23 protein-coding genes, 5 tRNA genes and 1 pseudogene are annotated in these 22,988 nt (G+C 72.3%); 20 read left to right on the forward strand and 9 right to left on the reverse strand.

All coding sequences use genetic code 11. The features are described 5' to 3' along the window. The first annotated feature begins 125 nt into the window (after positions 1-125). The 9 genes from HB370_RS28050 to HB370_RS28090 all read left to right on the forward strand — a co-directional run bounded on the left by HB370_RS28050 (position 126) and on the right by HB370_RS28090 (position 4,194). Positions 126-320: a hypothetical protein gene (locus HB370_RS28050; RefSeq protein WP_030785253.1), complete on the forward strand. Its 195-nt coding sequence runs from the start codon at positions 126-128 to the stop codon at positions 318-320. Between the two features lie 174 nt (positions 321-494). Then, positions 495-1,280 (forward strand): fumarylacetoacetate hydrolase family protein, encoded by a 786-nt coding sequence (locus tag HB370_RS28055; RefSeq protein WP_030785249.1) that lies wholly within the window; start codon positions 495-497, stop codon positions 1,278-1,280. Next, positions 1,264-2,748, forward strand: coding sequence for a glutamate--tRNA ligase (gene gltX / locus HB370_RS28060; protein WP_078637573.1), 1,485 nt, complete (start codon positions 1,264-1,266; stop codon positions 2,746-2,748). Before HB370_RS28055 ends, gltX begins: the two co-directional genes overlap by 17 nt. Before the next feature lie 145 nt (positions 2,749-2,893). Continuing rightward, a complete protein-coding gene (locus HB370_RS28065) occupies positions 2,894-3,625 on the forward strand; it encodes an HAD family hydrolase (protein ID WP_030785243.1) in 732 nt (243 codons plus the stop codon). Positions 3,626-3,717: 92 nt separating this feature from the next. After that, positions 3,718-3,789, forward strand: a tRNA-Gln gene (locus HB370_RS28070). Positions 3,790-3,810: 21 nt separating this feature from the next. After that, positions 3,811-3,883 (forward strand) — tRNA-Glu (locus HB370_RS28075). A 29-nt stretch (positions 3,884-3,912) separates the two neighbouring features. Then, positions 3,913-3,985: transfer RNA gene (locus HB370_RS28080), tRNA-Glu, on the forward strand. Between the two features lie 21 nt (positions 3,986-4,006). After that, positions 4,007-4,078 (forward strand) — tRNA-Gln (locus HB370_RS28085). Positions 4,079-4,121: 43 nt separating this feature from the next. Beyond that, positions 4,122-4,194: transfer RNA gene (locus tag HB370_RS28090), tRNA-Glu, on the forward strand. 62 nt (positions 4,195-4,256) lie between these two features. Here HB370_RS28090 and HB370_RS28095 read toward each other — a convergent pair. Continuing rightward, complete coding sequence (locus HB370_RS28095; protein WP_030785240.1) at positions 4,257-4,901, reverse strand: MerR family transcriptional regulator; 645 nt, start codon at positions 4,899-4,901, stop codon at positions 4,257-4,259. 80 nt (positions 4,902-4,981) lie between these two features. Here HB370_RS28095 and HB370_RS28100 point away from each other — a divergent pair, with 80 nt between their 5' ends. Continuing rightward, entirely contained in the window at positions 4,982-5,479 is a 498-nt protein-coding gene (locus HB370_RS28100) for a DUF4188 domain-containing protein (RefSeq protein ID WP_030785237.1), read from the forward strand. A gap of 202 nt (positions 5,480-5,681) precedes the next feature. Here the strand turns inward: HB370_RS28100 and ndgR are convergent, their stop codons facing one another. Further along, complete coding sequence (gene ndgR, locus HB370_RS28105) at positions 5,682-6,398, reverse strand: IclR family transcriptional regulator NdgR (protein ID WP_023546516.1); 717 nt, start codon at positions 6,396-6,398, stop codon at positions 5,682-5,684. A gap of 206 nt (positions 6,399-6,604) precedes the next feature. On the opposite strand from ndgR, the gene leuC reads away from it, so the two are divergent. The 4 genes from leuC to HB370_RS28125 all read left to right on the forward strand — a co-directional run bounded on the left by leuC (position 6,605) and on the right by HB370_RS28125 (position 9,926). Then, positions 6,605-8,029: a 3-isopropylmalate dehydratase large subunit gene (gene leuC, locus HB370_RS28110; protein WP_030785232.1), complete on the forward strand. Its 1,425-nt coding sequence runs from the start codon at positions 6,605-6,607 to the stop codon at positions 8,027-8,029. Between the two features lie 5 nt (positions 8,030-8,034). Further along, positions 8,035-8,628, forward strand: coding sequence for a 3-isopropylmalate dehydratase small subunit (gene leuD, locus HB370_RS28115; RefSeq protein ID WP_030785230.1), 594 nt, complete (start codon positions 8,035-8,037; stop codon positions 8,626-8,628). Positions 8,629-8,904: 276 nt separating this feature from the next. Next, positions 8,905-9,135 (forward strand): hypothetical protein, encoded by a 231-nt coding sequence (locus HB370_RS28120; RefSeq protein ID WP_030785228.1) that lies wholly within the window; start codon positions 8,905-8,907, stop codon positions 9,133-9,135. 137 nt (positions 9,136-9,272) lie between these two features. Further along, positions 9,273-9,926 carry an HU family DNA-binding protein gene (locus tag HB370_RS28125; RefSeq protein WP_030785225.1) on the forward strand — a complete coding sequence of 218 codons (654 nt, stop codon included), beginning with the start codon at positions 9,273-9,275 and terminating at the stop codon, positions 9,924-9,926. A 71-nt stretch (positions 9,927-9,997) separates the two neighbouring features. Here HB370_RS28125 and HB370_RS28130 read toward each other — a convergent pair whose 3' ends face one another. Together HB370_RS28130 and cofC are read right to left on the reverse strand one after the other, a co-directional pair. After that, positions 9,998-10,201, reverse strand: coding sequence for a hypothetical protein (locus HB370_RS28130; RefSeq protein WP_030785223.1), 204 nt, complete (start codon positions 10,199-10,201; stop codon positions 9,998-10,000). Positions 10,202-10,211: 10 nt separating this feature from the next. Then, entirely contained in the window at positions 10,212-10,862 is a 651-nt protein-coding gene (gene cofC, locus HB370_RS28135) for a 2-phospho-L-lactate guanylyltransferase (protein WP_030785221.1), read from the reverse strand. Positions 10,863-11,015: 153 nt separating this feature from the next. Here cofC and HB370_RS28140 point away from each other — a divergent pair, with 153 nt between their 5' ends. The 3 genes from HB370_RS28140 to HB370_RS28150 all read left to right on the forward strand — a co-directional run bounded on the left by HB370_RS28140 (position 11,016) and on the right by HB370_RS28150 (position 14,082). Next, positions 11,016-11,792, forward strand: a complete 777-nt coding sequence (locus tag HB370_RS28140; protein WP_030785219.1) for a 1-acyl-sn-glycerol-3-phosphate acyltransferase — start codon at positions 11,016-11,018, stop codon at positions 11,790-11,792. Continuing rightward, positions 11,789-12,799 carry an NAD(P)H-dependent glycerol-3-phosphate dehydrogenase gene (locus tag HB370_RS28145; RefSeq protein WP_030785217.1) on the forward strand — a complete coding sequence of 337 codons (1,011 nt, stop codon included), beginning with the start codon at positions 11,789-11,791 and terminating at the stop codon, positions 12,797-12,799. The genes HB370_RS28140 and HB370_RS28145 overlap by 4 nt, the downstream gene beginning before the upstream one ends. 125 nt (positions 12,800-12,924) lie before the next feature. Beyond that, on the forward strand, positions 12,925-14,082 hold the full coding sequence (locus HB370_RS28150) for a D-alanine--D-alanine ligase family protein (RefSeq protein WP_030785213.1): 1,158 nt from the start codon (positions 12,925-12,927) through the stop codon (positions 14,080-14,082). A 13-nt stretch (positions 14,083-14,095) separates the two neighbouring features. On the opposite strand, the gene HB370_RS28155 is transcribed toward HB370_RS28150, so the two are convergent. Together HB370_RS28155 and HB370_RS28160 are read right to left on the reverse strand one after the other, a co-directional pair. Then, the gene (locus HB370_RS28155; protein WP_030785211.1) at positions 14,096-14,617 is read right to left on the reverse strand and encodes a DUF3515 domain-containing protein; all 522 of its coding nucleotides are present in this window, start codon (positions 14,615-14,617) and stop codon (positions 14,096-14,098) included. A gap of 20 nt (positions 14,618-14,637) precedes the next feature. Next, the gene (locus tag HB370_RS28160) at positions 14,638-14,871 is read right to left on the reverse strand and encodes an Lrp/AsnC ligand binding domain-containing protein (protein WP_030612688.1); all 234 of its coding nucleotides are present in this window, start codon (positions 14,869-14,871) and stop codon (positions 14,638-14,640) included. Between the two features lie 270 nt (positions 14,872-15,141). Here HB370_RS28160 and HB370_RS28165 point away from each other — a divergent pair, with 270 nt between their 5' ends. After that, a complete protein-coding gene (locus HB370_RS28165) occupies positions 15,142-16,107 on the forward strand; it encodes a thiamine-phosphate kinase (protein ID WP_030785208.1) in 966 nt (321 codons plus the stop codon). Beyond that, positions 16,104-16,889 carry a bifunctional hydroxymethylpyrimidine kinase/phosphomethylpyrimidine kinase gene (gene thiD / locus HB370_RS28170; protein ID WP_030785205.1) on the forward strand — a complete coding sequence of 262 codons (786 nt, stop codon included), beginning with the start codon at positions 16,104-16,106 and terminating at the stop codon, positions 16,887-16,889. Before HB370_RS28165 ends, thiD begins: the two co-directional genes overlap by 4 nt. A 117-nt stretch (positions 16,890-17,006) precedes the next feature. Here thiD and rpmB read toward each other — a convergent pair whose 3' ends face one another. Further along, the gene (gene rpmB / locus HB370_RS28175) at positions 17,007-17,192 is read right to left on the reverse strand and encodes a 50S ribosomal protein L28 (RefSeq protein WP_003993230.1); all 186 of its coding nucleotides are present in this window, start codon (positions 17,190-17,192) and stop codon (positions 17,007-17,009) included. Between the two features lie 258 nt (positions 17,193-17,450). Here rpmB and HB370_RS28180 point away from each other — a divergent pair, with 258 nt between their 5' ends. Next, positions 17,451-19,292, forward strand: a complete 1,842-nt coding sequence (locus tag HB370_RS28180) for a DAK2 domain-containing protein (RefSeq protein WP_030785200.1) — start codon at positions 17,451-17,453, stop codon at positions 19,290-19,292. 22 nt (positions 19,293-19,314) lie between these two features. Here HB370_RS28180 and HB370_RS28185 read toward each other — a convergent pair whose 3' ends face one another. Together HB370_RS28185 and HB370_RS28190 are read right to left on the reverse strand one after the other, a co-directional pair. Next, a complete protein-coding gene (locus tag HB370_RS28185; protein ID WP_030785197.1) occupies positions 19,315-22,605 on the reverse strand; it encodes a hypothetical protein in 3,291 nt (1,096 codons plus the stop codon). Continuing rightward, positions 22,602-22,880, reverse strand: a pseudogene (locus HB370_RS28190) (HSP90 family protein); the annotation flags it as partial. The pseudogene HB370_RS28190 and the gene HB370_RS28185, both read right to left, overlap by 4 nt. Positions 22,881-22,988: the final 108 nt, after the last annotated feature.

Consider the following 22,988-nt stretch of genomic DNA (forward strand, 5'->3'; position numbering starts at 1 on the left):
AGCAAACTCACACACTTCTCGGGGACGGTTGGCGACTTCGTCGGGGAATCGGATGTTTAGCCTGACGCTTTACAAGACGGGCGACTCTGCCGACCCACTCCACCAGAGGGCACAGGACGACAACGGTGAAGACGACGATGATGTTCCGCAAGATAGCCAACCCGCGACGCACGACCCTGGCGCACCTGAAGGACGCCGGCGAGCTGCACACGCCCGAGCTGCCGGAGCACCCCGTCGACCTCCCCGCCCAGACCGCCAACCCCCGGCGCACCGTCCTCATGGACGTCCCGGTGGGCTCGGGGGCCCCGGCGGGCGAGTGACCGACGGCTTCACCGGGCGCGGCCGGAGGGATCCACAACGGTCCCCCGGCCGCGTTCGTATGCAGTGACCCGCCTCTGACCTGCGGCGACACCCCCACCAGCGGTGAGTGTCCTATAGCTCCGATAACCTGGGGCGTCAATACGCCGGTTCTCAGTGAGGGGCGCGAGCATCCCGTGCGCATCGCCAGGTTCTCCATCGACGGGAACGTAGCCTTCGGCGCGGTCGAGGGCGACAAGCAGGACGAACTCGTCCTCGACATCATCAAGGGCATCCCGTTCGCGGACTTCGAGCTGTCCGGGACGAAGGTGCCGCTCAGCAAGGTCAGGCTGCTCCCGCCGGTGCTCCCCAACAAGGTCGTGGCATTCGGCCGCAACTACGCCGAGCACGCCCGCGAGCTGGGCAACGACGTGCCCGAGGAGCCGTTCGCCTTCTTCAAGCCGTCCACCTCGGTGATCGGCCCCGGCGACGAGATCCAGTACCCGTCGTTCTCCCGGGAACTGCACCACGAGGCCGAGCTGGCCGTCGTCATCGGCCGCATGTGCCGCGAGGTCCCGCGCGAGCGCGTGAAGGACGTCATCCTCGGCTACACCTGCGCCATCGACGTCACCGCCCGTGATGTGCAGCGGCGCGAGAAGCAGTGGGCCCGGGCCAAGGGCTTCGACAGCTCCTGCCCGCTCGGCCCCTGGGTGGAGACGGACCTGGACCTCGCCCGCGCGAACGACCTGACCATCCAGCTCACCGTCAACGGCGAACAGCGCCAGCTGGGACGCACGAGCGAGATGATCCACCCGATCGAGGACCTCGTGGTCAACATCTCGGAGGCCATGACGCTGCTCCCCGGCGACGTCATCCTCACCGGAACCCCCGCGGGGGTCGGCCCCCTGAACGTCGGCGACGAGGTCGCCGTCACCATCGAAGGCATCGGCACTCTCACCAACAAGGTTGTCAAGCGTGGCTAGCGCACCTGTACGCGTCCGTTTCTGCCCCTCGCCCACCGGTAACCCCCACGTGGGCCTGGTGCGCACCGCCCTGTTCAACTGGGCCTTCGCCCGGCACCACCAGGGCACCCTGGTCTTCCGCATCGAGGACACCGACGCGGCCCGCGACTCCGAGGAGTCCTACAACCAGCTCCTCGACGCGATGCGCTGGCTCGGCTTCGACTGGGACGAGGGCCCCGAGGTCGGCGGCCCGCACGCGCCGTACCGCCAGTCGCAGCGGATGGACATCTACCAGGACGTCGCCCGGAAGCTCCTCGACGGCGGCTACGCCTACCACTGCTACTGCTCCCAGGAGGAGCTGGACACCCGCCGCGAGGCCGCCCGCGCCGCCGGCCGGCCCTCCGGCTACGACGGCCACTGCCGGGACCTGAGCGCCGAGCAGGTCGAGCAGTACCAGGCGCAGGGCCGCGAGCCCATCGTGCGCTTCCGGATGCCGGACGAGACGATCACGTTCACCGACCTGGTCCGCGGCGAGCTGACCTTCACCCCGGAGAACGTGCCCGACTACGGCATCGTCCGCGCCAACGGCGCCCCGCTGTACACGCTGGTCAACCCGGTCGACGACGCGCTGATGGAGATCACCCACGTCCTGCGCGGCGAGGACCTGCTCTCCTCCACCCCGCGCCAGATCGCGCTGTACAAGGCGCTGATCGAACTGGGCATCGCCCAGCGCGTGCCGGAGTTCGGCCACCTGCCGTACGTGATGGGCGAGGGCAACAAGAAGCTGTCCAAGCGCGACCCGCAGTCGTCGCTGAACCTCTACCGCGAGCAGGGCTTCCTGCCCGAGGGCCTGCTCAACTACCTCTCCCTGCTGGGCTGGTCGCTCTCCGCGGACCAGGACATCTTCACGATCGAGGAGATGGTCCGGGCCTTCGACATCTCCGATGTGAACCCCAACCCGGCCCGCTTCGACCTGAAGAAGTGCGAGGCGATCAACGGCGACCACATCCGCATGCTGGATGTGAAGGAGTTCGCCGAGCGCTGCCGGCCGTGGCTGAAGGCCCCGTTCGCGCCGTGGGCGCCGGAGGACTTCGACGAGGCCAAGTGGCAGGCGATCGCCCCGCACGCCCAGACCCGCCTGAAGGTCCTGTCGGAGATCACCGCCAACGTCGACTTCCTGTTCCTGCCGGAGCCGGTCGAGGACGAGGCGTCGTGGACGAAGGCGATGAAGGAGGGCAGCGACGCCCTCCTGCGCACCGCCCGGGAGAGGCTCGAGGCGGCGGACTGGACCTCGGCGGAGTCCCTGAAGGAGGCCGTCCTGGCCGCCGGCGAGGCGCACGGCCTCAAGCTCGGCAAGGCCCAGGCCCCGGTCCGGGTGGCCGTCACCGGCCGCACGGTCGGCCTCCCCCTCTTCGAGTCCCTGGAGATCCTGGGCAAGGAGAAGACGCTGGCCAGGATCGACGCGGCCCTGGCCAAGCTCACCGCGTAACCGACGCCACACACGCCCGAGGGGCGGCACCCGGACTCCGGGCGCCGCCCCTCAGGCGTTCGTCACCCGATGTGAGCGCCTGGTGTCCCATCGGATCGCGCGCTTTCCCCGCGCCGGTCCGGGCCCCGGCGGTACCGTCGGTCGCATGGCGGTCAGAGCCGTCGTCTGGGACGTGGACGACACCCTCTTCGACTACACGAGCGCGGACCGGGAGGGCATGCGGGCGCATCTGCTGGCCGAGGGGCTGCTCGGCGCGTACGGCGGCGTGGAGCGGGCCCTGCTGCGCTGGCGGGAGATCACCGATGTCCAGTATGCCCGGTTCGCCGCCGGTGAGGTGGGCTTCATCACACAGCGTCGCGACCGCACTCGCGTCTTCCTGGGCCGGGATCTGACCGATGCCGAGGCCGACGCCTGGTTCGAGCGCCATCTGGCCCACTACGAGGCCGCCTGGAGCCTGTTCCCGGACGTCCTGCCCGTCCTGGACGCCCTCGCGGCCGGCTACCGGCACGCGGTGCTCTCCAACTCCAGCATCACGGTCCAGGAGCACAAGCTGCGCACCCTCGACCTCCTCGACCGCTTCGAATCCGTCCTGTGCGCCGCCGAGCTGGGCGTCTCCAAGCCGGAGGCCGGTGCCTTCCACGCGGCCTGCGAGGCGCTGGGGCTGCCCCCGCACGAGGTGGCCTACGTCGGCGACCACCCGGAGATCGACGGCAGGGGTGCCGCCGAGGCCGGGCTGCTGTCCGTGTGGATCGACCGCGGAACCGTCCTCGTACGGCCCGCCGGGCAGCCCGTCGCGCACCGGATCCCGACCCTCGCCGAACTCCCCGCGGTCCTCCGCGCCGATACCCGTTTTGGAGCCCCGTCCACCTTCGGGTAATGTTCTTTCTGCGCCGAGGGGCGCGGACCGAAAGGCCGAAGCCCCGAGGAGCAAGCTAGAACGAGATCCCCCCACAGGGGCTTGAGTTCCAGTGGCCTATGGTGTAATTGGCAGCACGACTGATTCTGGTTCAGTTAGTCTTGGTTCGAGTCCAGGTAGGCCAGCTCGCAGAGCTTATCTGCAAAGCCCCCGTTGTGTAGCGGCCTAGCACGCTGCCCTCTCAAGGCAGTAGCGCCGGTTCGAATCCGGTCGGGGGTACTGATCTCGATCTTTTCGGGATCGCTAGGGCCCCCGTTGTGTAGCGGCCTAGCACGCCGCCCTCTCAAGGCGGTAGCGCCGGTTCGAATCCGGTCGGGGGTACTGACTGGTCTAAACCATCATTGGTCTATGGTGTAATTGGCAGCACGACTGATTCTGGTTCAGTTAGTCTTGGTTCGAGTCCAGGTAGACCAGCTCGGATCTGCGGCGTTGCACTGCAAACGCTTGTAAGATCCACGCCCCCGTTGTGTAGCGGCCTAGCACGCCGCCCTCTCAAGGCGGTAGCGCCGGTTCGAATCCGGTCGGGGGTACGCACAGGGAAGGCCCCTCCACCTCGGTGGAGGGGCCTTCGCCGTATTTTCGCCCCCGCGGCTCACTCGAAGCCGTACCGCCGTGCCGTCTCCTCCTCCTGGGCCAGCCGGTGCAGGGCCCGGAGCAGCGGCTCGTTGAGGATCGCCGCGAGGACCGCGGTCTCGACCCGCTCCGCCTCCGACGGCTGGGCCTCCAGGTTGTCCAGGTCCAGGACGGCCGTGCGGTGCATCAACTCCGCGTACGGCGCGAGCCGTTCCGCCCCCCAGTCGTAGCCGAGCCGGCGCAGCGCGGCCACCGCCACCACCAGCGAGCGGTAGGCGGGGGAGATGGTCGTCAGCAGCTTGGCGTTCTCCCAGCCGAGCCGGTCCAGGAGCGCGGCGACCTCCCGGTGCGCGGCCCGGACGTACTCGTCGTCCTCGTCCGGCTCCGGCACCTGCGGCAGCGCCCACAGGGCCGCGCCCAGCCGGATGGAACGGCCCAGGGACTCGTCGTCCACGTGCCCCAGCACCTCGCGCACGGTCGACACCGGCAGCCGGCCCACCTGGATCATCGCCCGCACCAGGCGCAGCCGGCGCAGGTGCTCCTCGCCGTACTCGGCCGTCGTGGCGTTGATCTGGCGGCCGGGCGGCAACAGCCCTTCGCGCAGGTAGTACTTGATCGTCGCGGTGGACACACCGCTGTGTCTGCTCAGCTCGGCAAGCCGCATCCCTTGCGCCCCTTCTTGGATAGCGGCACTATCTAAGCATCGACCATTGGATAGCACCGCTCACCAATGAGGGGGAAGTCATGGTGTCCCGTACCACCGCCGACGCGCGGGGCGAGGTCGTCGTCCTGCTGATCGGCATGCGCGTCAACCGTTTCCTGGCCGTGCGGCTGTGGCTGCCCGTGCTGCTGGGGATGTTCCGCATGCTGCGGGAACTGGAGAAGGACCCCGCCCGGGGCCTGCTGGCCAAGGTGCTGCTGACGGCGTCGCCGCGGACGTACTACGTCGTGCAGTACTGGGAGTCGAAGGAGAAGCTGTACGCCTACGCGACGGCGCTGGACGCGTTCCACCACAAGGCGTGGACGCGGCTCAACCGCCTGGAGCGGGCCGGGAAGCTGCGCGGGCAGGTGGGGATATGGCACGAGACGTACGTCGTGCCGGAGGGGTTCTACGAGACGGTGTACGGCGACATGCCGGCGTTCGGGCTGGCCGCCGCGCACGGTCAGGTTCCGCTGGAGAAGCGGGGCCGTTACGCCAAGGACCGGTTCGCCTACCGGTCGGGGAAGGGGGCGGGCGTGTAGTCGCCGTGGGGGTGCTCACGGGGGCGGGTGCGGGGCCGTCGCGGCTGATGCGCGGTTCTCCGCGCCCCTTTGGCCGGCTGCCCCGCCCTGGGGGAGCGGCCGGGCCCCTTCGGGGAGGAGATCCGCCCCGCCCTCGGGAAGAACCTGCCGCGGCGTTGAGGCGGCCTTCCGGGGGCGGGGCGATCCCGTGCGGTCCGTGCTGTCAGCCCGAGCGGCGCAGGGCCTCCGAGAGGCGGGCCGCCGCGTCGATGACCGCCTGGGCGTGCATACGGCCCGGGTGCCGGGTCAGGCGCTCGATGGGGCCGGAGACGGAGACGGCGGCCACCACGCGGTTGGAGGGCCCGCGCACGGGCGCCGAGACGGACGCGACGCCCGGCTCGCGCTCACCGATGGACTGGGCCCAGCCGCGCCGCCGTACGCCGGACAGGGCCGTCGCCGTGAAGCGGGCGCCCTGCAGGCCCCGGTGCAGCCGCTCCGGCTCCTCCCAGGCGAGCAGGATCTGCGCCGAGGAGCCCGCCTTCATGGTGAGCGTGGAGCCGACCGGGACCGTGTCCCGCAGGCCGGAGAGACGTTCCGCCGCGGCCACGCAGATCCGCATGTCGCCCTGGCGCCGGTAGAGCTGGGCGCTCTCGCCGGTGACATCACGGAGGTGGGTGAGCACGGGGCCCGCCGTGGCCAGCAGACGGTCCTCGCCCGCCGCCGCCGCGAGCTCGGCCAGCCGCGGGCCGAGGATGAACCGGCCCTGCATGTCGCGTGCCACCATGCGGTGGTGTTCCAGGGCCACGGCCAGGCGGTGGGCCGTGGGTCGTGCCAGTCCGGTCGCTCCGACCAGACCCGCGAGGGTGGCCGGCCCGGACTCCAGAGCGCTCAGGACGAGGGCCGCCTTGTCCAGAACGCCGACGCCGCTACTGTTGTCCATGCAACGATACTTGCGTCTCACTCTGTGAAACGCAAGTTCAATTTTCCGTGGAACGCGCCACCCTGGAACCACACGGCGGCCCGAGGACCAACGGGCCCGGCGGTGGACGCCCTAAATCACGACGTTCAGGGGCCCGGTAAGGGCTGCCACCGCCCCTCAAGATCTCTAGTTGGGTCGGTGGACGCTTGCCGGCCGGAGGGAAAGCGATGGGTAGGACACTCGCGGAGAAGGTCTGGGACGACCACGTCGTCCGGCGCGCCGAGGGCGAGCCCGACCTCCTCTACATCGATCTGCACCTGCTGCACGAGGTGACCAGCCCCCAGGCCTTCGACGGCCTGCGCAAGAGCGGCCGGAAGGTCCGCCGCCTCGACCTCACCATCGCGACCGAGGACCACAACACCCCGACCCTCGACATCGACAAGCCGATCGCCGACCCGGTCTCCCGCGCCCAGCTGGAGACCCTGCGCAAGAACTGCGCCGAGTTCGGTGTGCGGCTGCACCCGCTGGGCGACGTCGAGCAGGGCGTCGTCCACGTCGTCGGCCCGCAGCTCGGCCTGACCCAGCCCGGCACCACGGTCGTCTGCGGCGACTCGCACACCTCCACGCACGGCGCCTTCGGCGCGCTGGCGTTCGGCATCGGCACCTCGCAGGTCGAGCACGTGCTGGCCACCCAGACGCTGCCCATGGCCCGCCCGAAGACCATGGCCATCACCGTCGAGGGCGAGCTGCCCGACGGCGTCACCGCCAAGGACCTGATCCTGGCGATCATCGCGAAGATCGGCACCGGCGGCGGCCAGGGCTACATCCTGGAGTACCGCGGCTCCGCCATCGAGAAGCTCTCGATGGAGGCCCGGATGACCATCTGCAACATGTCGATCGAGGCCGGTGCCCGCGCCGGCATGATCGCCCCGGACGAGACCACCTTCGAGTACCTCAAGGGCCGCCCGCACGCCCCCGAGGGCGCCGACTGGGACGCGGCCGTGGCGTACTGGAAGACCCTGCGCACCGACGACGACGCCGTCTTCGACGCCGAGGTGGTCATCGACGCCGCCGAGCTGTCGCCGTTCGTCACCTGGGGCACCAACCCCGGCCAGGGCGCGCCGCTTTCGGCGTCCGTCCCCGACCCGGCTTCGTACGAAGACGCTTCGGAGCGCCTGGCCGCCGAAAAGGCCCTGGAATACATGGGGTTGGCGGCCGGGCAGCCGCTGCGCTCCATCAACGTGGACACCGTCTTCGTAGGCTCGTGCACCAACGGCCGCATCGAGGACCTGCGCGCCGCCGCCGGCATCCTGCGCGGCCGCAAAGTCGCCGACGGCGTACGGATGCTGGTCGTGCCCGGCTCCGCGCGGGTCGGTCTGCAGGCCGTCTCCGAGGGTCTGGACGTGGTCTTCAAGGAGGCCGGCGCCGAATGGCGGCACGCGGGCTGCTCGATGTGCCTCGGCATGAACCCCGACCAGCTGGCCCCGGGCGAGCGCTCCGCCTCCACCTCCAACCGCAACTTCGAGGGCCGGCAGGGCAAGGGCGGCCGTACGCACCTGGTGTCGCCGCAGGTCGCGGCCGCGACCGCCGTCCTGGGCCACCTGGCCTCGCCCGCCGACCTGACCGACGCCCCCGCGCCCGCTGGAGTCTGAGAATCATGGAAGCCTTCACCACCCACACCGGCCGGGCCGTCCCACTGCGCCGCAGCAACGTCGACACCGACCAGATCATCCCCGCCCACTGGCTCAAGAAGGTCACCCGCGACGGCTTCGAGGACGGGCTGTTCGAGGCCTGGCGCAAGGACCCCGAGTTCGTGCTCAACCGGCCCGAGCGGCAGGGCGCCACGGTGCTGGTCGCCGGCCCCGACTTCGGCACCGGCTCCTCGCGCGAGCACGCCGTCTGGGCGCTGCAGAACTACGGCTTCAAAGCCGTGATCTCCGCCCGCTTCGCCGACATCTTCCGCGGCAACTCGCTGAAGAACGGTCTGCTCACGGTGGTCCTGGACCAGAAGATCGTGGACGCCCTGTGGGAGCTGACGGAAGCGGACCCGACCGCCGAGGTCACGGTGGACCTCGAGGCGCGTGAGGTGCGCGCCGAGGGCATCACCGCCTCCTTCGAGCTGGACGAGAACTCCCGCTGGCGGCTGCTGAACGGCCTGGACGACATCTCCATCACGCTGCGGAACGAGGCGGACATCGCCGCCTACGAGGAGGGACGCCCCGCCTACAAGCCGCGCACGCTCCAGGTCTGATCCGGCGGCCGGCCAGGCCCCTCAGAGGGTCGGGTTTCAGCCACCTCGACACCCCGTCCGTACCCCCGGTCGCCACGATCGGGGGTACGGCCATGTCTGCCCCCGGCCACCCCGGCCGCACCCTGCGGATTCTCTCAACTTGCCGTGTTACGAAGGGCGTTGATTGGGTACGTGAGTGCTGTGTTCGGCTCCTTCGCAAGTGCCTGGAAGGCCAATTGAGGCGGTAGTTACCCCCCTGCGCAGGCGACAACTCGCCCCAGATGGCACAATCTGTGCATGGAACACGACGGCCAACTCCAGCTCTATACGGCGGTCGCGAACCAACTCAAGGAAGCGCACGCAAGGGTGCGCGCACTGCAAGTCCCGGAGGGCGTACGGGTGGCGCTGACCCGGAAGCTGCTGGTCATTACGGCCGCGGCCAAGCACGACCTCGCCGACGCGGCAAGGCGGCTCGATCGGTTCACTGCGGATCTCGACGCGGGTCGGATCCCCGAAGAGGACCGTTGAAACCGTCCGAGACGGCCGAGTCCGTTGCGGCACAAGGGTGATAAGCCCGTTTCGTGTTTGATTTGCGGTATATATCTGCCTAACGTGCGAAAAAGCTTGAACACTTTCGTTCTGGCGATGTCTCCGAAGGGGAAGACGTGAACAAGGCGCAGCTCGTAGAAGCGATTGCCGACAAGTTGGGCGGCCGCCAGCAGGCCGCCGATGCTGTCGATCATGTCCTGGACGCCATCGTCCGCGCGGTCGTCGCGGGCGAGCGGGTCTCGGTCACCGGCTTCGGGTCCTTCGAGAAGGTGGACCGCCCCGCCCGTTACGCCCGCAACCCTCAGACGGGCGAGCGGGTTCGGGTCAAGAAGACCTCCGTGCCGCGTTTCCGCGCCGGTCAGGGCTTCAAGGACCTGGTGAGCGGCTCGAAGAAGCTCCCGCGCGGTGGCGAGGTCGCCGTCAAGAAGGCGCCGAAGGGCAGCCTGTCCGGCCCGCCGCCCACCATCGCCAAGGCCGCCGGCAAGAAGGCCGCCGCCAAGAAGACGACGACGGCCGCGGCGAAGAAGACCACGGCGAAGAAGGCGACGCCGGCGAAGAAGACGACGACGGCCGCCGCGAAGAAGACCACGGCGAAGAAGGCGCCCGCCGCCAAGAAGACCACGGCGACCGCCAAGACCACCGCGGCCAAGAAGACCACCGCCAAGAAGGCCCCGGCGAAGAAGGTCACCGCGAAGAAGGCCCCGGCCAAGAAGTCGACGGCCCGCAAGACCACCGCCAAGAAGACGACCGCCCGCAAGGCGACGTCGTAAGGCCGCCAGGGCACTCACGCGCCGGGCCGGACTCCCCAGGGGAGCCCGGCCCGCGGCGTGTGCAAGGGCGGTTACAGGGTCTGAAGGGTGACGAGGGTGATCCGCGCCGCGTCCCCCTCGCCCTCCGTCTCGATCCGCACCCGCTGCCCGGGACGGAGCAGCAGCAGACCGCCGGCGTCGAACGCGGCGGCGTCGAAGGGCACGGGGGTGCCGTCGTCGAGGAGCACCTGTCCGCTGCGGGTCTCCGGGTCGTAGGTGTATGCGGTGGCCTGCATGGCCGTCAGCCTAGTGGGAATCCCCGGAGCCAGGGATCAGCAGCCCCGCCGCCACCGCCGCCGTGAACCGGCCCACCCCCAGCGCCAGCGCCGCGCGCAGGTCCGCGCCGGTGTCCACGTCCTGCCGTACCGAATCGACGGCCGCCGGCGCCAGTTCCGCGGCACCGGAGGCCCGGTGGCGGGCACGGGAATCCACCCCGAACGCCGGACGCAATTCCCGGCCGCCGGTTGCCGCCAGCAAAGTCGTGCCCACCCCGGCCGCGTCCGGCAGAAAAGCCCGGGGGAATTCCGTCGCGGCGGCCAGCACCCGGGACAGTTCCGCCGGGCGCAGCGCCGGCAGATCGGCGTTCAGGGCCGCGACCGCGGCACCGGGACGCCACCGCCGCACGGCCGCCGCGCCATGGGCCAGCGCGGCGTTCAGACCGCCGCCGGCCACGTCCGGGACGATCCGCGCGCCGAGCGCCGCCAGTTCCCGGCCGGCCAGCTCGTCGTCCGTGACGACCGCCACATCCGACACCTCCGCGCAGGCCAGCGCCGCGGCCACCGTGTCCTGCGCGAACGCCAGCGCCAGCCCCGGGCGCACCCCGTCACCGGCGGTGTCCGCGAGCCTGCTCTTCGCCCGGGCCAGGGGCTTCAGCGGGATGACCAAGGTCCACTGCACCGGCGTACCGTCCCTCCCTCGTCCCGTTCATTGTCACCTGGGCGCTCCGGTGTCCCGGGAGGCGGGGCGTACGGTGTTCTCGACAGACCGGCGGCCCGGGGCCACACTTGTGCGACCCCCGCCGGGGTGGCAGTCCTAGAGGAAGGTGTCCTTGTGCCCCGCCGCAGAATCGGCTTCTGGTACCGCTTCGCCGCGGTGATCTGCAAACCGCCGCTGGTGGTTCTGATCAAGCGGGACTGGCGTGGAATGGAGCACATTCCGGCCGAGGGCGGATTTATCACCGTGGTGAACCACAATTCCCACGTGGACCCCTTCGCATACGCGCACTATCAGTACAACACCGGACGGGTTCCGCGATTCCTGGCGAAGAGCGGCCTTTTCAAGAAGGGATTGGTCGGCGCCGCCATGCGCGGCACCGGACAGATCCCCGTCTACCGCGAGTCCACGGACGCGCTCAGCGCCTTCCGGGCCGCCATCGACGCCGTCGAGCGCGGCGAGTGCGTCGCCTTCTACCCCGAGGGCACCCTCACCCGCGACCCCGACGGCTGGCCCATGACCGGCAAGACCGGCGCCGCCCGGGTCGCCCTGCAGACCAGGTGCCCGGTCATCCCGGTCGCCCAGTGGGGTGCCAACGAACTGCTGCCGCCGTACGCCAAGAAGCCGAACCTCTTCCCGCGCAAGACGCACCACGTCCTCGCCGGCCCGCCCGTGGACCTCTCCCGTTTCTACGGCAAGGAGATGACCCCGGACGTGCTGAAGGAGGCCACCGAGGTCATCATGGCGGCCATCACCCGGCTGCTGGAGGAGATCCGCGGCGAGAAGGCGCCCGAGACGCCGTACGACCCGCGCCGCGAGCGGATCGAGCAGCGGCGCCGCACCCAGGCGCAGGCTCAGGCGCGGGGCAGGCAGACGGAAGGGCAGACCAAGTGAGCAAGCCTGTGCGGGCGGCCGTCATGGGCACCGGTTCGTGGGGCACCGCCTTCGGCATGGTGCTCGCCGACGCCGGCTGTGACGTGACCCTGTGGGCCCGCCGGCCCCGGCTGGCCGAGGCGGTCAACTCCACCCGGACCAACCCCGACTACCTGCCCGGCGTGGAACTCCCTCAGAACCTGCGCGCCACCGCCGACGCCGCCGAGGCGCTCGCCGGCGCGGACTTCACCGTGCTCGCGATCCCCTCCCAGACGCTGCGCGAGAACCTCGCCGAATGGTCCCCGCTGCTGGCGCCGGACACCGTCCTGGTCTCCTTGATGAAGGGCGTCGAACTCGGCTCCACCATGCGGATGAGCGAGGTCGTCGAGGACGTCGCCAAGGTCGGCGCCGACCGGATCGCGGTCGTCACCGGGCCCAACCTGGCCCGTGAGATCGCCGCCCGCATGCCCGCCCTGGCCGTCGTGGCCTGCACCGACGAGCGGGTCGCCCAGCGCCTCCAGGCCGCCTGCCACACGCCGTACTTCCGGCCGTACACCAACACCGACGTGGTCGGCTGCGAACTCGCCGGCGCGGTCAAGAACGTCATCGGCCTCGCGGTCGGCATCGCCGACGGCATGGGGCTCGGCGACAACGCCAAGGGCTCGCTCATCACCCGCGGCCTCGCCGAGACCACCCGGCTCGGCCTGGCGATGGGCGCCGACCCGCTGACCTTCTCCGGACTCGCGGGCCTCGGCGACCTGGTGGCCACCTGCTCCTCGCCGCTGTCCCGCAACCACACCTTCGGCACCAACCTCGGCAAGGGCATGACCCTCCAGGAGACCATCGCCGTCACCAAGCAGACCGCCGAGGGCGTCAAGTCCTGCGAGTCCGTGCTGGATCTGGCCCGCCGGCACGGTGTCGACATGCCCATCACCGAGACGGTCGTGGAGATCGTGCACGAGGGCAAGTCGCCGGTCGCCGCGCTCAAGGAGCTGATGGCCCGCAGCGCCAAGCCCGAACGGCGCTGAAACCGGCCCCTCCCACGCCCCTGCCGGGCCGTCCACGACGCTCCGCGACCATCCGTGCGACGCTGAGCGACGGCCCGGGAGCGCGCGCTGACTTGTCGTCTACCTCCAGGTACGCTCAACGCGATATGAGCACCGAGAACCTTCCCCAGAGCCCCGAGCAGCCGGCGCGCAAGCCGCGCGTGGCCGTCGTGTTCGGCGGGCGCAGCTCCGAACACGGGATCTCCATGGTCACCGCCGGCGCGGTCCTCACGGCCATCGACCGGACGAAGTACGACGTCCTGCCGATCGGCATCACGCGGGAGGGCCGCTGGGTGCTCACCGCCGACGAACCGGAGCGGATGGCCATCGCCGACCGCCGCACCCCCGAGGTCGCCGACCTCGCGGAGGAGCACGAGGGCGGCGTGGTGCTCCCCGTCGACCCCACCAACCGCGAGGTCGTCTACAGCGAGCCCGGCTCCGTGCCCAAGGCGCTCGGCGAGGTCGACGTCGTCTTCCCGGTGCTGCACGGTCCCTACGGCGAGGACGGCACCCTCCAGGGCCTGCTGGAGCTGTCCGGGGTGCCCTACGTCGGCTCGGGCGTGCTCGCCTCGGCCGTCGGCCAGGACAAGGAGTACATGAAGCGGATCCTCGCCTCCTACGGGCTCAAGGTCGGCCCGTACCTGGTGATCCGCCCCCGTGAGTGGGCCCGGGACGAGTCCGCCGCCCGCAAGAGGATCGTCGACTTCGCCGGCGAGCACGGCTGGCCGCTGTTCGTGAAGCCGGCGCGCGCGGGCTCCTCCATCGGCATCACCAAGGTCGACGGCCTGGCCGGCCTGGACGAGGCCATCGCCGAGGCGCAGCGCCACGACCCGAAGATCCTGATCGAGGCCGCCGTACGGGGCCGTGAGATCGAGTGCGGCGTCCTGGAGTTCGAGGACGGCCCGCGCGCCTCCGTCCCGGCCGAGATCCCGCCGCCGGACGCGCACGCGTACTACGACTTCGAGGCCAAGTACATCGACTCCACGCCCGGTGTCGTCCCGGCCCCGCTCACCGAGGAGCAGACCGCCGAGGTGCGGCGGCTCGCGGTCGAGGCGTTCGAGGCGACCTCCTGCGAGGGTCTGGTCCGCGCGGACTTCTTCCTCACCGAGGACGGCGAGTTCGTGATCAACGAGATCAACACCATGCCCGGTTTCACGCCGATCTCGATGTACCCGCAGATGTGGCAGGCCACGGGCGTGAGCTACCCGGAGCTGGTCGACCGCCTGGTGCAGGCGGCGCTGTGCCGTCCGACCGGACTGCGCTGAGCCCGCGACCGGTTCAGTGCCGCATGGAGGCGATCCCCTTCGGGATCGCCTTCTTCACGGCCGGCGCCAGGTCCGTCAGCACCTGCGCGCTGTCGTCCGGCCCGGACAGCTTCTCGGGCAGGGTCACCTGCACATAGGCACGGCGCTCGGACGTGGTGAACCGCCAGGTCCCGTCGTCCTGCTTCTCCATCAGCCAGTCGACGCCGTCGACCCCGCCGCCGATCGCGTTCGGATCCTGCCCGAGGGCCACCTTCGGATCGACCATCTTGGGCGGCCGGGGGATGCCGCAGCGCAGTATGATCGCCGGGCTTCCCCAGGCCGCCGTGTAGGCGGACGGGGGCTCCGGGTCCCGGCGGGGCTGTCCGTCCACCTTCCGTGGCAGCGCCTTGTCCAGGTCCCGGCAGAGCGGGGCGGTCCGCGCGTCCGGGGTGGGCACCGCCACGGTGTCGCTGTCGTCCGTCGCGGAGCAGCCCGCGACCGCGACGAGCAGGGCCACTGCGAGCAGGCCGAGGGGCCGGTGACGGAAGATGTTCACCGGCCAAGCGTAGACGGGGGCTACAGATGCACGACCGGGCAGGTCAGGGTGCGCGTGATGCCGTCCACTTGCTGGACTTTCGCGACCACCATGCGGCCGAGTTCGTCGACCGTGTCGGCCTGGGCGCGCACGATCACGTCGTACGGACCCGTCACGTCCTCGGCCTGGATCACTCCAGGGAGCTTGCTGATCGTCTCGGCGACGGTCGACGCCTTGCCGACCTCCGTCTGGATCAGGATGTACGCCTGTACCACGGAACCTCCAGGGCGGCCACGAGGATCATGTGGGGAAAAGGAACGCCACGGTATCGCGTCGCCGCGCCCCGCGGGGAGACCTCCGGGACGCGGGCTTGCGTGGTGAGGCGCTGCCATGGCGGACGTTGACGGTCACCTGGACCGTACGGACGGTCACCGCGGCCGTGTCGGCGGCCCCGGCGACCGCGACGACGGACACCTCGACCGTATCGGGGACACTGAAGACGCGCGACCGGGCACGGCACGGGAGAGAAAAGGGGAGCAAGGGACATGAAGGGCACTGTTGGTGAGCTCGGGGAGTTCGGGCTCATCAGGGAGCTCACCTCCCGTCTCACCAGTACGCCGGCGGTCCGGGTCGGCCCCGGCGACGACGCCGCGGTGGTCGCCGCGCCCGACCGCCGGGTGGTGGCGAGCACCGACATCCTGCTGGAGGGCCGGCACTTCCGCCGCGACTGGTCCACCGCCTACGACGTGGGCCGCAAGGCAGCCGCGCAGAACCTCGCCGACATCGCCGCGATGGGCGCCGTCCCCACCGCGCTGCTGCTCGGCCTGGTCGTCCCCGCCGAACTGCCCGTCACCTGGCCCACCGAGCTGATGGACGGCCTGCGCGACGAGTGCCAGGTCGCCGGCGCCTCCGTGGTCGGCGGGGACGTCGTACGCGGCGACACCATCATGGTGTCGATCACCGCGCTCGGCGATCTGCGCAACCACGAGCCCGTCACCCGGGCCGGTGCCCAGCCCGGCGACCTGGTGGCCGTCACCGGCTGGCTGGGCTGGTCCGCGGCCGGGTACGCGGTGCTCGCCCGCGGCTTCCGCTCCCCGCGCGCCTTCGTGGAGGCGCACCGGCGCCCCGAGCCGCCGTACCACGCGGGCCCGGCCGCGGCCTCGCTCGGCGCCACCGCGATGTGCGACGTGAGCGACGGCCTGATCGCCGACCTCGGGCACATCGCCGAGGCCAGCAAGGTCCGCATCGACATCCGCTCCGGCGCGATCGACATCCCCACACAGATGCACGACATCGGCCAGGCCGTCGGCGTGGACCCGCTGCAGTGGGTGCTGACCGGGGGAGAGGATCACGCGATCGTGGCCACCTTCCCGCCGGACGTCAAGCTCCCGGCCCGCTGGAAGGTCATCGGCGAGGTCCTCAACCCCTCCGCGCTGCCCCAGGTGACGGTCGACGGGGCGCCCTGGACCAGCAAGGGCGGCTGGGACCACTTCGGGGACATCGAGTCATGATCCCCAGGGTGCTCACGGTGGCGGGCTCCGACTCCGGCGGCGGCGCGGGGATCCAGGCCGACCTGAAGACGATGCTGGCGCACGGCGTGCACGGCATGAGCGTGCTCACCGCGGTGACCGCGCAGAACTCCCTCGGCGTCCAGGGCGCCTGGGAGCTGCCCGCGGCGGCGGTCCGGGCCCAGTACCGCAGCGTCGTGGACGACATCGGCGTCCAGGCCGTGAAGACCGGCATGCTGGCCTCCGCCGAACTGGTCGAGACGGTCGCCGAACTGCTCTCCGGCACGGACGCGCCGGCCGTGGTGGACCCGGTGGGCGTCTCCAAGCACGGTGACGCGCTGCTCGCCGCCTCCGCGCTGGACGCCGTCCGCACCAGGCTGCTGCCCGCGGCGACCGTGGCCACGCCCAACCTGGACGAGGTGGCGCAGCTCACGGGGATACGGGTGGAGTCCGAGGCGGATCTGCGCCGGGCGGCGGCCGCCGTGCTGGCCTACGGGCCGCGCTGGGTGCTGATCAAGGGCGGGCATCTGCCCGGGGACGCCGTGGACCTGCTCACCGACGGCTGTGAGGAGCACCTGCTGCGCGCTCCCCGGCACGACAACCGGCACACCCACGGCACCGGCTGCACCCTGGCCTCCGCGATCGCCTGCGGGCTGGCCCTGGGCAAGTCCGTACCGGAGGCGGTCACGGCGGCCAAGGAGTACGTCACCGGGGCGATCGCCGCCGGGTTCGCCCTCGGCGCCGGGATCGGGCCGGTGGATCACGGCTGGCGGTTCAGGAGCTGAGCGGGTGGCGGTTCGGGAGCTGAACTCGCCCAGGGGCAAGGCAAAAAGCCGGCCCACCGTGAGGTGGACCGGCTCTGTGCAGCGAACCAGGCAGTGGCCGCGCGCTCAGCTGTAGCGTCAGCGCGAGACCTTGCCGGCCTTGATGCACGAGGTGCAAGCGTTCACGCGCTTCGGCGTCCCGCCGACCACGGTACGCACACGCTGGATGTTCGGGTTCCAGCGGCGGGACGTACGGCGGTGCGAGTGCGAGATGTTGTTGCCGAAGCCCGGCCCCTTGCCGCAGACGTCGCAGTTGGCAGCCACGGGTCACTCCAAAGACTTCAGATGCACTTACGGTTGATCCCGGCATGCCGGGATCAAGATCCTAGGATCTGAGATCTGAATGGCGTTGCCAGGGGAATGGCCCGATCAGGATCGGGCAACCGGAGCAGCATACAACGGCTGCGCCAGTACAACGAAACTACCATGGCTGATCAGGCTCCCGCTCCCGGCCCGCTTCCGGAGGACACCGGTCCGGGGTCTACGCTGCGTCCGACGTACGGCCGGGTCAGGGAGGCGCAGGTGGCGCAGGTGCCGCAGACATTCTTCGATGCTCTCGCGGTGCGTACCTGGTGCTCCCTGTCGCTCCGGGCGCTGGGCCGGGCCCGGGAGGAGATCGACGCGATCAACGTCTACCCGGTGGCCGACGGCGACACCGGGACCAATCTGTATCTCACCCTGGAGTCGGCGGCCACGGCCGTGGAGGCGGTGTTCGCCGGGTACGAGACCGGTCGCGCGGAGCCGTCCCTCGGCGACGCGGCCCGCGCGATGGCCCACGGCGCGCTGATCGGGGCCCGGGGCAACTCCGGCACGATCCTGGCGCAGCTGCTGCGGGGCATGGCCCAGGTGCTCGCCGAGGCGGGCGAGTGCTCGGCCGCCGATGAGTCCTCCGCCGCCTCCCGTGCCGACGGCCCGGGACTGCGGCTGGCCCTGCGCCGGGCCGCCGACTCCGCCCGGCAGGCCGTGGCACACCCCGTCGAGGGCACGGTGCTGACGGTCGCCTCGGCCGCCGCCGACGCCGCCGAGGAGGCCGGGGACGACTGCCGGACGGTCGCGCGCGCCGCCTACGAGGGCGCCCGGGCGGCCCTGGCGGCGACCCCGGACCAGCTGGGCGTGCTGCGGCGGGCCGGGGTGGTCGACGCGGGCGGCCGGGGCCTGGTGACGGTGCTCGGGGCGCTGGTCGAGGCGGTCACGGGGGAGGCGGTACGGGAGACGGCGGGGGGTGTTTCCGGCGCCCGGTCCGCGGGTCTCGCCGAGTCCGCCGGGCCTGCCGGGTCTGCTGGTCATGGTGCCGGAGCCGCCGGTCGCAGTGCTGGGACCGGCGGTCACGGGGCCGGGGCCGCCGGGGCGGGCGCAACCGGTGACGGCACGGAACCGGCCTGCCCGACGGAACCGGCCTGCCAGGACGAGGACGAGGACGGGGGCGACCGGGGGGAGGCCGGGGGGCCCGCCTTCGAGGTGATCTACCTGCTGGAGGCCGACGACGCGGCCGTGGCCCGGCTGCGCGCGCGGCTCGACGCCCTCGGGGACTCCCTGGTCGTCGTCGGCGGCGACGGACTGTGGAACGTCCATGTGCACGTCGACGACGCGGGCGCCGCCGTGGAGGCCGGCGTGGAGGCCGGCCGGCCCTACCGGATCCGGATCACGCACTTCGGGCACGGCGAGCCGCACCCCGGCCGGGAACGCCCGTCCCGCGCACCCGCCCAGCGGGCGGTCGTCGCCGTCGTACCGGGCGAGGGGCTGGCCGGGCTGTACGGCGAGGCCGGCGCGACCACCGTCCTCGCGCGCCCCGGGGAGCCGCCCGCCAGCGGGGAGCTGGTGCAGGCGGTACGGCGGGCCCACGCGCGCGAGGTCGTCCTGCTGCCCAACGACGCCGAGCTGCGCCACACGGCCGCCGCCGCGGCCGAGCAGGTCCGTACCGAGGGCATCCGGGTGGCCCTGATCCCGACCCGCTCGGCGGTCCAGGGCATCGCCGCGCTCGCCGTGCACGAGCCGCGGCGCCGGTTCGACGAGGACGTGGTCCAGATGACCGCGGCGGCGGGCGCCACCCGGTACGCCGAGGTCGTCGTCGCCGAGCGCCGGTCCTGGACCACGGCGGGGATCTGCCAGGCCGGGGACGTGCTCGGCCTCATCGACGGCGACGTCGCGGTGATCGGCACGGACGTCACCGCCACTGCCCGCACCGTCCTGGACCGCATGCTCCAGTCCGGCGGCGAACTGGTCACCCTCGTCGTCGGCGAAGAGGCCCCGGAAACGGTCGCCGCGCATCTGGAGGCCCGGGTACGGGAGTCCTACCTGGCCGTGGACACGATGGTGTACCACGGCGGCCGGCAGGGGGCACTGCTGCTCATCGGCGTGGAGTGACGCGGGGCCGGGCGGCGGTGGCTCAGTCCCGTTCCGTTTCCGTTTCCTCCCGCCCCTCCGGTCCCTCGCGTCCCTCCTGTGCCGCTTGGAGCATCTGGGCCGCCTCCGCACGCCGTGCACTGACCGTCTCGTCCCCGCCGTCGGCGCCCGCGTAGACCGCGAGCACCGCACGCGCGCGTGCCTCCGCCCGTTCCGGACGGCCGAGGTCGGCCTCCAGCCAGCCCGCGCCCAGTTCGGCGCCGGTACGGCCGTGCAGCCCGGCGGCACCGAGCGTGGTGAACACCGCCACGGCCCGGGTCATCTGCTCCAGCGCCGCCTCGAACGCGGCCCGGATCACCGCGTCCTCGGCCTCCTCGGACGCCGAGCGGGCCAGCAGCTCGGCGAACTGCCGGTACGTTCCGCCGAGTTCCGTGGCCAGCTCCGTACGGTCCGTGCCCCGGGCCGCCGCCAGCGCCGTCTCGCACTCGCGCACCGCCTCCGTCATCAGCGCCCGGGCGGATGCCGCCCCGGCCTCCCCGCCCAGCGCCAGCCAGGCGCGGGCGCGCAGCGAGCGGACCAGGAAAGGGGCGTTGCCGAGTGCGCGCCACAGGTCGCCCGCGCGCGCGTAGGCCCGGTCCGCCTCCGCCGCGAGACCGGCGCTGCCCAGCGACTCGGCGGCGAGGTGGGCGAGCGTCGCGTGGTCCTGCTGCTCGGGCCAGTGCCGGGCCAGCTCGGCGGCCTCGAGCCACTCCTCGGCGGCGGCTCGGTGCTCGCCCAGCTCGCCCAGGCAGTCCCCGAGCCACCAGCGGGCCTGGACCACCGCCTCGTCGCCGTGTGTGCCGGGGCTCAGGTCGGCCAGCGCGGACTGAAGCACCTCGGCGGCCTCGGCGTACCGGCCCCGGCGCAGCAGGAACCCGCCCAGCTGCTGCCGTGCCCAGGCGCCCAGGGTGGCGCCCTCGCCCGCCTCGTCGGCCCAGTACGCGGACTCCAGCGCGTGCCCGGCGGCCTCGGCGGGAGCGTCCAGGGCGCCGAGCACCTCGGCGAGCTGGAGGTGCAGCTGGGCCCGCCCGACCGGCTCCACGTACGGGCCGCCGTGCTCCAGTGCCGCCCGCAGCGCGCGTTCGGCCCCGGTGAGATCACCGGCCTGGTGGGCGAGTGCGGCGACCTGGACCTCGTACTCCACGGCGAACCACGGCAGCCCGGCGGCCACGTACTCGTCGGCGGACCGGCGGAACAGCTCCGCCGCCCGCCGCGCGTCCCCGGTCATCCCGGCCAGCTCGGCGAGCATCCCCCGCGCCTCGGCGGCCCGCGCCGCCAGCCGTACGTCGCCCTCGTCGTGCCCCTCGACGAGCGCCAGCACCTCCCGCACGGCCGCCTCGGCATCGGCGACCGCCTGCCCGAGGCCCGCACGGGGACGGCGGACACCGGCACCGACACCGGCGCCGGCACCACGAGCGTCCGCACCGCCCGCCCACGCGCCGGCCCCGTCCTCCGCACCGTCACCGGGCATCCAGGCTTCCGCCGCCCCCTGCCCGCCGTCCGTGCCGGGGGTCCGGGCGTCCGCGGTGTCCTGCTCGCCGTCCGTGCCGGTCTCCACGGCGCCCGTGGCGGGCTCGCCGGTGTTCCCCCCGGCATCCTGGGCACCCCCTGGATCCCGGGCACCCCCGGCATCCCAGGCGTCCTCGGGACCGCCGGCGCCCAGGCCACCCGCGTTCCCGTGGTCCACGCCCCCGGTGCCGACCTCGGCCGCCGCGTGGACCCGGCGCATCAGGATCCGCGCCCGGCTGATCACCACCGACGCCGTCTGCCGTACTCCCGTGCCCTCGTCGGCGTACAGGGCGAGAACCTCGTCGTACAGCCGGGTCACCGTCGTCAGGGCCGGCTCGACCTCGCCCGCCAGGGCGCGGACGTACTCCGCACGCGCGCGTGCCGCCAGGGCCTCCCCGGGGTCGCCCGCCTCCGCGTACAGCCGTGCCGCTTGCTCGAAGAGGGGGAGCCCCTCGGGACCGCGGGCCATCGCCTCGTGGTCGGCGATCTCCGCGCGGTCGCGCGGTTCCAGTTCGCCGTCCCGGGCGGCCCGGGCGACCGCCGCCCACGCCTGGAGCGCGTGCGGACGCAGGGTGCCCGACTGCCGCCGCGCCTCGGCGAGCAGCGCGGGCAGTCCGGGCTCCTCGGTGGCCTCGGACGCCGGGGGTGTGGCCTGCGGCGCCACGGCGGGCCGTACCGCGCGCACGCCCAGCGGCAGCCGGTCCACCAGCGGGCGCTGGTCCATCCGCGCCCGGACCCGGTCGCCGACGGCGAACGTGCCGTTGCGGCGGTCGAACCGCGCGGCGAGCTCCGTGGCCTCCACGCGCGCGTGCGCGCCGAGTTCCCGCGCGGTCCAGCTCCGCCCGGCCGGCCCCGGCACCCGCTGCGCGCCCAGCCCCCGCTCGGTCAGCCGGTCCATGAGCAGCGCCACCACGGTCAGGAAGTCCAGCCTGCTGCGCGGATGCCCGCTGTCGGTGAAGTACGCCGGCCGCCCGGCCAGCAGCTCCAGGCCGCGCGCCTCGTTCCCGGTCAGCGCGCAGAACTCGACATGGTCGGCGTACGCGCCCCGCATGCTCTCCATCGGGCGCACCAGCCGGAAACCGCGCAGATGGTGTGCGCGGGCCTCGTCCACCCGGCCGAGCCGCAGCAGCGGGGCCAGCGAGGAGGCCAGCACGGAGTGCGGCTCGTGCGCGCAGGCGAACTCGCCCTCCAGCACCGGCCGCCACAGCCGGAGCGCCTCGGCGTCCCGGCCGCACCGGACCTGCCAGACGCCCCGCGCGTGCAGCTCGCAGGCGGGGCAGTCGGCCATCCGGTCCCGGTCCGCGGCCAGCCACGCGGCGTACGCCCGCTGTGCGCGCGGAATGTCCCCGATGTGCGCGGCCACGCTGAACTCGGCGCTGCGCACGGCCCGTTCGGAGTGCCCGGCGAGCCGGTAGCGGCGCTCCATCTCGCCGAGCCACTTCTCGATCGACGCGAGCGGGACGTGCGGCTGGTCCAGCATGCCCGCCGACATCCATTTGAAGGCCCAGTGCAGCGAGTGCGTCTCGTACTCGTCGAAGTCCTCGGGCCGTTCGTCCCACATGCGCAGCAGCCGCGCGAACGGGACGAACATCTTGTCCTTCTCGGAGCTGTAGTTGCAGACCTTCAGCTGGTGTCCGAGCGCCTCGATCACGGCGAGCGGGACGTCCAGCCGCTCCGCCTCGGCGAGCAGCTCCTCCGCGCGCGCGTTGCGGGCCGGACCCTCCGGCTGCTCGGAGTTCTCCGCGAGCGCCTGACGCAGCGCGTCGATGTCCGTGATCTCACTCATCGTCCGTCCCCCTCCCCGTGGGTCGCCCGTGCGAGCAGCCCGATGAACGCCCGGCCGAGCGGCGCCGGGCCGGCCGGCCGCAGCGGGCGCCGCGCCCTTCGCGGCGCCTGCCCGTACAGCGCCCCGGTCGCGGTGCCGAGCGGCTCCGGAGTGCCGAGCGAACCGATTTCGCGCACCGGCGGGTTCAGCCGGTGCGGCACCGGACGCGCGCACGGGGCGCTGCCGCGCGGTGTGTCCAGGATGCCCGCCCACCGGCCGTCGGCGCGCTCCCCGGCCACGTACAGCCGCACCCGGGCCGGGGCGTCCCGCTCGGCGGCCCGCCGGGCGGTGACGGCGTCCATGGCGTCCACGGCGTGCCGCGGCAGCCCGCGCGGATGGACCCC

This window comes from Streptomyces sp. DSM 40868 (assembly GCF_011820545.1).
GTDB lineage: Bacteria > Actinomycetota > Actinomycetes > Streptomycetales > Streptomycetaceae > Streptomyces > Streptomyces eurythermus.